Source organism: Exiguobacterium sp. s145, assembly GCF_018618835.1.
Classification (GTDB): Bacteria; Bacillota; Bacilli; order Exiguobacteriales; family Exiguobacteriaceae; genus Exiguobacterium_A; species Exiguobacterium_A artemiae.
Window position 1 is genome coordinate 1 of the sequence record NZ_JACSMV010000036.1, and the last position, 6,160, is coordinate 6,160.

Consider the following 6,160-nt stretch of genomic DNA (forward strand, 5'->3'; position numbering starts at 1 on the left):
TGAACGCCGAAAGTAGTTGGGGGCTTCCCCCTGTGAGGATAGGACGTTGCCAGGCCAGTAAAAGACCGATCTGCATTTTGCAGGTCGGTTTTTCTTTTAAAAGTACTGAAAGAAATGATGTCAGTATAAGTTCTTTTGAAAAAAAGGATCAAAAAATGAAATAAGACTTGTCTTTTTTAAAAGTACATGTTATATTAATATCTGTCGAAACGTTATATCATCGCGGGGTGGAGCAGTCTGGTAGCTCGTTGGGCTCATAACCCAAAGGTCGTCGGTTCAAATCCGGCCCCCGCAACCAATTTTTATAATTCAAATCCGAAACGTTTATCGTCGCGGGGTGGAGCAGTCTGGTAGCTCGTTGGGCTCATAACCCAAAGGTCGTCGGTTCAAATCCGGCCCCCGCAACCAATTTTAAACTTAACTTCAACTTTACTACGAAACGTTCAGCGTTTCGTATTTTTTTTTGTCTTTTTTGTTCGGTACAATGGAGTAAGAGAAAAGGAGGAGGACACCGATGATGGAACTTGAAATGACGAGTCTCGAACAGACGACGACACTTGCCGTTACACTTGGCCACCGTGCCTTTGAAGGAATGGTTATCACGCTTGATGGTGACCTGGGAGCTGGAAAGACGACGTTTACACAAGGATTTGCGAAAGGTCTTGGGGTGACACGTAATGTCAACAGTCCGACGTTTACGATCATGAAAGTCTATGCCGGACGACTGCCGCTCTATCATATGGACGTGTATCGTCTGGAAGGCGGTGATGATATCGGTCTTGAAGAATATTTAAATGGAGACGGTGTCGCTGTCGTGGAATGGTCGGAATTAATTGCCGATGTCCTTCCACCAGAACGTCTTGCGATTACGATTGAACGGACGGGTGATGATTCACGCCGCTTTCGTCTGGAACCGATCGGTGAGAAGTATATCCAACTATGTGAGGGGTTAAAGCAATGAAAATCGTAGCGATTGATACATCGACGAAACAACTGTCTGTTGCGTTATCGGACGGACAACAGATTTTGGCGGAAGCCTCTTATGTGACTTCTTTGAATCATGCGACAAAACTGATGCCTTTACTGGAACGGATGATGCAGGAAGTTAATTGGTCGCCACGTGATTTAACACGGATTGTCATCGCTGATGGCCCGGGTTCATATACCGGTCTTCGGATTGGTGCAACGACAGCGAAGACACTGGCCTATACGCTGGGTATTGATTTAGTCCCGGTTTCGACGCTTGAATTGATGGCAGCATCGGCCGGATCAACCGGACGAATCGTTGCGATTCAGGATGCCCGTCGTGGAACAGGTTTCGTCGGTTTCTATGAAGAGGGTCAACTGGTGGGGGAAGAACAGCATACAGTCATAGCTGACTTCGTCAAGACACTGCCGACCGACACGAAAATCACAGGTGATACAGACAAGTTCACGACGGAACTTCAATCCTTCACTATCGTTGATCCCGCATTCCGTGCACCACGGGCCGGTGTCCTCGCCTTACTCGGTGCTAAACGTGAACCGGTTGAGACCCACGCGTTCGAACCGCGTTATCTGCGTCTCGCCGAAGCAGAAGCCAAGTGGATTGAGGCACAACGCCATGACTAAGGTTACGATTCGAAAAATGACGGTCGTTGATGCACCGGGTGTGCATGCCGTGGAGCTGGAGTCGTTTGCGACCCCGTGGACTTTGGAATCGTTCATCGCGGAGATGACACAAAATCCAAATGCGTATTATCTGGTCGCCGAAACAGAAGAAATCATTGGATTTGCGGGACTATGGCATATTGCTGATGAAGGACATATCACGAACGTCGCCGTTAAACAAAAGGCGCGCGGTACGGGAATCGGAGAAGCACTGCTCGTTGCTTTGATCGAACAGGCGAGACAATTAGGGTTACGGGCAATGACACTTGAAGTACGGGTGTCGAATACGCCGGCACGAACGTTGTATGAAAAGCTGGGCTTTTTATATGCTGGAACGAGAAAACGATATTATCAAGATAATAATGAAGATGCAGCCATCTATTGGTTGGAACTGGAAGGAGACGAGTGATGACACAGCCGTTGATATTAGCGATTGAATCAAGTTGTGACGAGACAGCTGCGGCTGTCGTCCGCGGAGGGACAGACGTCTTATCGAACGTCGTATCCTCTCAAATTGAAAGTCACAAACGTTTTGGAGGAGTAGTTCCGGAAGTCGCGTCCCGTCATCACGTGGAACGGATCACGTATGTCATCGATGACGCGTTAACGGAAGCCGGTGTCACAATCGATGAGATCGATGCGATTGCCGTGACGGAAGGTCCGGGACTTGTCGGAGCGTTACTCGTCGGTGTCAGTGCGGCAAAAGCATTGGCATTTGCCCACGGTAAGCCACTTCTTGGTGTCCACCACATCGCCGGTCACATCTATGCCAACCGTTTGGAACAAGAACTCCGCTTTCCGCTCGTCTGTTTGATTGCATCCGGCGGACACACGGAACTGATTTACATGCCGGAAGACGGCGTGTATGAAGTCATCGGTGAAACGCGCGATGATGCAGCGGGCGAAGCCTATGATAAAGTAGCACGGACCTTGAAACTTCCTTATCCGGGTGGTCCCCGGATTGATCAATTGGCGCAAACCGGTCAGGATACATTCCATTTCCCGCGAATTTGGCTCGAAAAAGAGTCGTATGACTTCAGCTTCAGCGGACTCAAATCGTCTGTCATCAATGCCGTTCATAACGCGGAACAACGCGGCGAAGTCATCATTCCGGAAGACCTGGCTGCCAGTTTTCAGGCAAGCGTCGTCGAAGTGCTCGTCACAAAAGCGATCCGTGCCGTCAAAGAAAAGGGCGGCAAACAGTTGCTTGTTGCGGGTGGCGTCGCGGCCAACCGCGGACTGCGGGCAGGATTGACGGAAGCCTGTTCACGTGAAGGCATCGAACTGGTCATTCCGCCGATGCACTTATGCGGTGATAATGCCGCGATGATTGGAGCGGCAGCGATTCACCCTTACCGGGCAGGCCGCCAATCGACACTTGCCATGAATGCCGAACCTGGGCTAGATTTAAAGTAAGGAATTCGAAAGACATGGGGGAAAAATGGAATGAAAAAAGTCATCATCGTGTTATTAGGTGTACTTGTCATTGTCGCAATCGGCTTACAGATTCGTGAAATCGTCAATGCCTATCAAATCGCCTACAAAGAAGAGCTCGTCCCTGATAAAAAAGCCGTCGAGATGAATACGAAGCAGAAGCCGCTGTACGAAATCGGTCGAGCGGAAGGTGAGCAGACACGGATTCAAAAACTGTACGCCTTTGATCAGACGGTTGATGGCAAACTGAAAAATGTGGTGATCGTCGATCGGAAGTATGGTCTGACGAACAAAGCGAGTGATGACTTCTTTACGATTGCACCGGGTAAACCGGCAACCGAACAAGAGAAAAAATCATTCCAACCAATGATTGATCGTCTGGATGGAGAGCAAGTCCAGGCAGAGGTCATTTCGAAACACCAGGTCGTTGCCAGTGAAAACAACAAAAAACGGACGTTAACGCTGTATAAAGTATTTTATAAAGATACCGATCAAAAAGAATATCTGTTCTTTATCGAAAAAGACGGTGGACTGAAGCTTGATCTCTTTAAAAAAGGCTACTCCCGTCTGGCCAATTATTAAACAAAAAGCGATGTTTGCCTGGATGATCAGGCAAACATCGCTTTGCTTTTGTTCATTTCCATTCCAGCAGACCCGTTAAGTCATCATAAATACTGTCCGGATCGAGATTCAGCTCTTCGACGGGCAGACCCGAACGGTTAATCCAGGCCGTCCGGAAACCGAAACTTTTCGCACCGGTGATGTCCCAACCGTTCGATGACATGAACAGCACGTCCTCCCGTTTGAGACCGAGCGTATTGAGCGCATGCATATAGGAAGCGGGTGTCGGTTTATACTGCTTGATGTCATCGACACTGATGATCTGGTCAAACCGTCCGGCGAGACCGGATTGTTCGATCAGGGGATCAAGCATGTCGTGTGAACCGTTCGAGAAGACGGCGATTTGTTTATCACCCATTTGCTGTAAGACATCATCGACTTCCGGATAATGATCGAGCTTCAAATAGACTTCCATCAGGTCTGCAATATTTTCTTCCGTGACGTGGAGCTTCAGTTGCAGTAAGGCGTAACGGAGCGCATCACGTGTCACTTGGCTGAACGGGACGTACTGACCGTTCAACTGACGTAAAAAGGAATATTCGAGCTGTTTTTGACGCCAGGCCTGACTGATGGCTTCCCCGTGTTCCGGATAGAGTTCCTCTGCTTTCACTTTGACGGAATGGACATCAAACAATGTACCGTAGACATCAAAGACCAGTGCTTTAATCGGTTGTGTCATGATAATCACCTTTCTTGAGTTACATGGTATCTCTATGTAGTTCCCGAAAACGGTCTGAGCTGAAACACACATTGCGAAAGCGGCAAAACGCGTAAGACGGATTGAATTCGGGAATTGCATAAAGTAAGAGCGTTTATTGCCAAAGACAGGAGATATGTTATGACACGCCAGCAACAATTCATCAGGATTCTAGTGCTTGTTCTTTTGATCGGCGGACTGATCTGGTTCAGCCGTTCCTATCTCAACCTCAGTCCGACCGACATCAAGGACTGGATCTTATCATTCGGGATGTGGGCGCCGATTCTGTATATCTTCCTCTATACGATTCGTCCATTGATTTTTTTCCCGGCATCCGTCCTGTCGATTACCGGCGGTTTGGCGTTTGGTACCTGGCTTGGAACACTTTACACCGTCATCGGAGCGACACTTGGTGCAGTCGTCGCTTTTTTAGTTGCCCAAAAGCTTGGAAATGGGTTGATCAAGAAAAAGGAACAGGCCGGAAAAATCCATCAGATTCAGCAGCAACTCGAGAAAAATGGATTTATCTATGTCCTGATTTTCCGGCTGTTGCCGATCTTCAACTTCGATTTGATTAGTTATGCCGCTGGACTGTCAAAAGTCCGCTTGTTATCCTTTTTCCTCGCGACGTTGATTGGAATTATCCCCGGGACATTTGCCTATAACTTTTTAGGGAGCAGCATCGTCTCGAAGGATCCGCAACTCATCATCGGAGCAATCATCGTCTTCCTCGTATTGACGATTGTCCCGTGGTACATCCAAAAACGCTGGAAAGCAAAAAAAGACCTCGGCTGACAGCAGCCGGGGTTTTTCGTTTAACTAAATTTAGCGAGAATTCTTCCACCTCTAAGCATCTTAGGGCGGAACCCGGCGTAGGTGGGAGATGAATCGCCTGACTTTGCAAGACTCCAATCGTTCGATAAAATGAGTATAACGAATCAAAAGGAAAGGAGTGATTGCTTTGCTGAAGGCGTATAAGTTTCGACTTTATCCGACGAAACCCCAACAAGAATATTTCATGAAGACGTTCGGTTGTGTCCGTTTCGTCTACAATAAGATGCTCGAAGAGCGAATCCGATTGTATGAAGACTCGAAACTGAACCCTGGCGTAAAGCAAAAGCTCCCAACCCCAGCGAAGTACAAGCCTGAATTCCCTTTCCTCAAAGAAGTCGATAGTCTTTCCCTTGCGAACGCTCAGATGGACTTGAACAGAGCGTACCAAAACTTTTTTCGGGATCAGTCTGTCGGATTTCCGAAATTCAAATCAAAGCATAACGACCGAGCCTCTTACACGACCAACAATCTGAAGGGTAGCATCCGTATCGAAGATGGTAAGGTGAAGCTTCCTAAGATTGGTTTCGTGAAGTTGAAGCAGCACCGTCCGTTCGTTGGCGTCATCAAGTCCGCGACGGTCTCGATGACGAAGACCCGGAAATTCTTCATCTCGATCCTAGTCGATCAGACCGAAGAGCGATGGGTTCCCGCCAAGAATAAAGTAGGAATCGACCTTGGTCTGGAGCACTTCGCCATCCTGACAAACGATGAGTGGGTTTCTGAGAAAGTTGCCAATCCTCGTTTCCTTCGAAAGTCCGAAGAGAAGATCAAGAAGGCACAACGCGCCTTGTCCCGCAAGAAAACCGGGAGTAAAAATCGAGACAAGGCGAGGATGATCCTCGCCAAGAAGCATGAGAAGATTGTAAATCAACGTCAAGATTTTCTTCATAAGCTGTCGAAACGGATCGTTGACGAGAACCAAGT

At 48.1% G+C, this 6,160-nt stretch carries 8 protein-coding genes and 2 tRNA genes; 9 read left to right on the forward strand and 1 reads right to left on the reverse strand.

All coding sequences use genetic code 11. From position 1 onward, the window contains the following. Positions 1-221 precede the first annotated feature (221 nt). The 7 genes from KNQ07_RS15790 to KNQ07_RS15820 all read left to right on the forward strand — a co-directional run bounded on the left by KNQ07_RS15790 (position 222) and on the right by KNQ07_RS15820 (position 3,666). Positions 222-298, forward strand: a tRNA-Met gene (locus KNQ07_RS15790). Positions 299-331: 33 nt separating this feature from the next. Continuing rightward, positions 332-408 (forward strand) — tRNA-Met (locus KNQ07_RS15795). A 106-nt stretch (positions 409-514) separates the two neighbouring features. Beyond that, complete coding sequence (gene tsaE, locus KNQ07_RS15800; protein WP_012371663.1) at positions 515-961, forward strand: tRNA (adenosine(37)-N6)-threonylcarbamoyltransferase complex ATPase subunit type 1 TsaE; 447 nt, start codon at positions 515-517, stop codon at positions 959-961. After that, positions 958-1,611: a tRNA (adenosine(37)-N6)-threonylcarbamoyltransferase complex dimerization subunit type 1 TsaB gene (gene tsaB, locus KNQ07_RS15805; RefSeq protein ID WP_012371662.1), complete on the forward strand. Its 654-nt coding sequence runs from the start codon at positions 958-960 to the stop codon at positions 1,609-1,611. Before tsaE ends, tsaB begins: the two co-directional genes overlap by 4 nt. After that, positions 1,604-2,059 carry a ribosomal protein S18-alanine N-acetyltransferase gene (gene rimI / locus KNQ07_RS15810; RefSeq protein WP_012371661.1) on the forward strand — a complete coding sequence of 152 codons (456 nt, stop codon included), beginning with the start codon at positions 1,604-1,606 and terminating at the stop codon, positions 2,057-2,059. Before tsaB ends, rimI begins: the two co-directional genes overlap by 8 nt. Next, positions 2,059-3,066 (forward strand): tRNA (adenosine(37)-N6)-threonylcarbamoyltransferase complex transferase subunit TsaD, encoded by a 1,008-nt coding sequence (gene tsaD / locus KNQ07_RS15815; RefSeq protein WP_214767944.1) that lies wholly within the window; start codon positions 2,059-2,061, stop codon positions 3,064-3,066. Before rimI ends, tsaD begins: the two co-directional genes overlap by 1 nt. A 30-nt stretch (positions 3,067-3,096) precedes the next feature. Next, entirely contained in the window at positions 3,097-3,666 is a 570-nt protein-coding gene (locus KNQ07_RS15820; RefSeq protein WP_214767947.1) for a hypothetical protein, read from the forward strand. 52 nt (positions 3,667-3,718) lie between these two features. Here the strand turns inward: KNQ07_RS15820 and KNQ07_RS15825 are convergent, their stop codons facing one another. Next, on the reverse strand, positions 3,719-4,384 hold the full coding sequence (locus KNQ07_RS15825; protein ID WP_214767950.1) for a haloacid dehalogenase type II: 666 nt from the start codon (positions 4,382-4,384) through the stop codon (positions 3,719-3,721). Between the two features lie 159 nt (positions 4,385-4,543). On the opposite strand from KNQ07_RS15825, the gene KNQ07_RS15830 reads away from it, so the two are divergent. After that, positions 4,544-5,197 (forward strand): TVP38/TMEM64 family protein, encoded by a 654-nt coding sequence (locus KNQ07_RS15830; RefSeq protein WP_214767952.1) that lies wholly within the window; start codon positions 4,544-4,546, stop codon positions 5,195-5,197. A gap of 166 nt (positions 5,198-5,363) precedes the next feature. Beyond that, positions 5,364-6,160, forward strand: a 797-nt coding sequence (locus tag KNQ07_RS15835; protein WP_214767954.1) for an RNA-guided endonuclease TnpB family protein, incomplete at its 3' end; no start/stop codon positions are given.

Coding starts and splice junctions, on each gene's coding strand:
- rimI (WP_012371661.1), top strand. CDS start 1,604: ATGACTAAGGTTACGATTCGAAAAATGACGGTCGTTGATGCACCGGGT.
- tsaB (WP_012371662.1), top strand. CDS start 958: ATGAAAATCGTAGCGATTGATACATCGACGAAACAACTGTCTGTTGCG.
- tsaD (WP_214767944.1), top strand. CDS start 2,059: ATGACACAGCCGTTGATATTAGCGATTGAATCAAGTTGTGACGAGACA.
- tsaE (WP_012371663.1), top strand. CDS start 515: ATGATGGAACTTGAAATGACGAGTCTCGAACAGACGACGACACTTGCC.
- KNQ07_RS15830 (WP_214767952.1), top strand. CDS start 4,544: ATGACACGCCAGCAACAATTCATCAGGATTCTAGTGCTTGTTCTTTTG.
- KNQ07_RS15825 (WP_214767950.1), bottom strand. CDS start 4,384: ATGACACAACCGATTAAAGCACTGGTCTTTGATGTCTACGGTACATTG.
- KNQ07_RS15820 (WP_214767947.1), top strand. CDS start 3,097: ATGAAAAAAGTCATCATCGTGTTATTAGGTGTACTTGTCATTGTCGCA.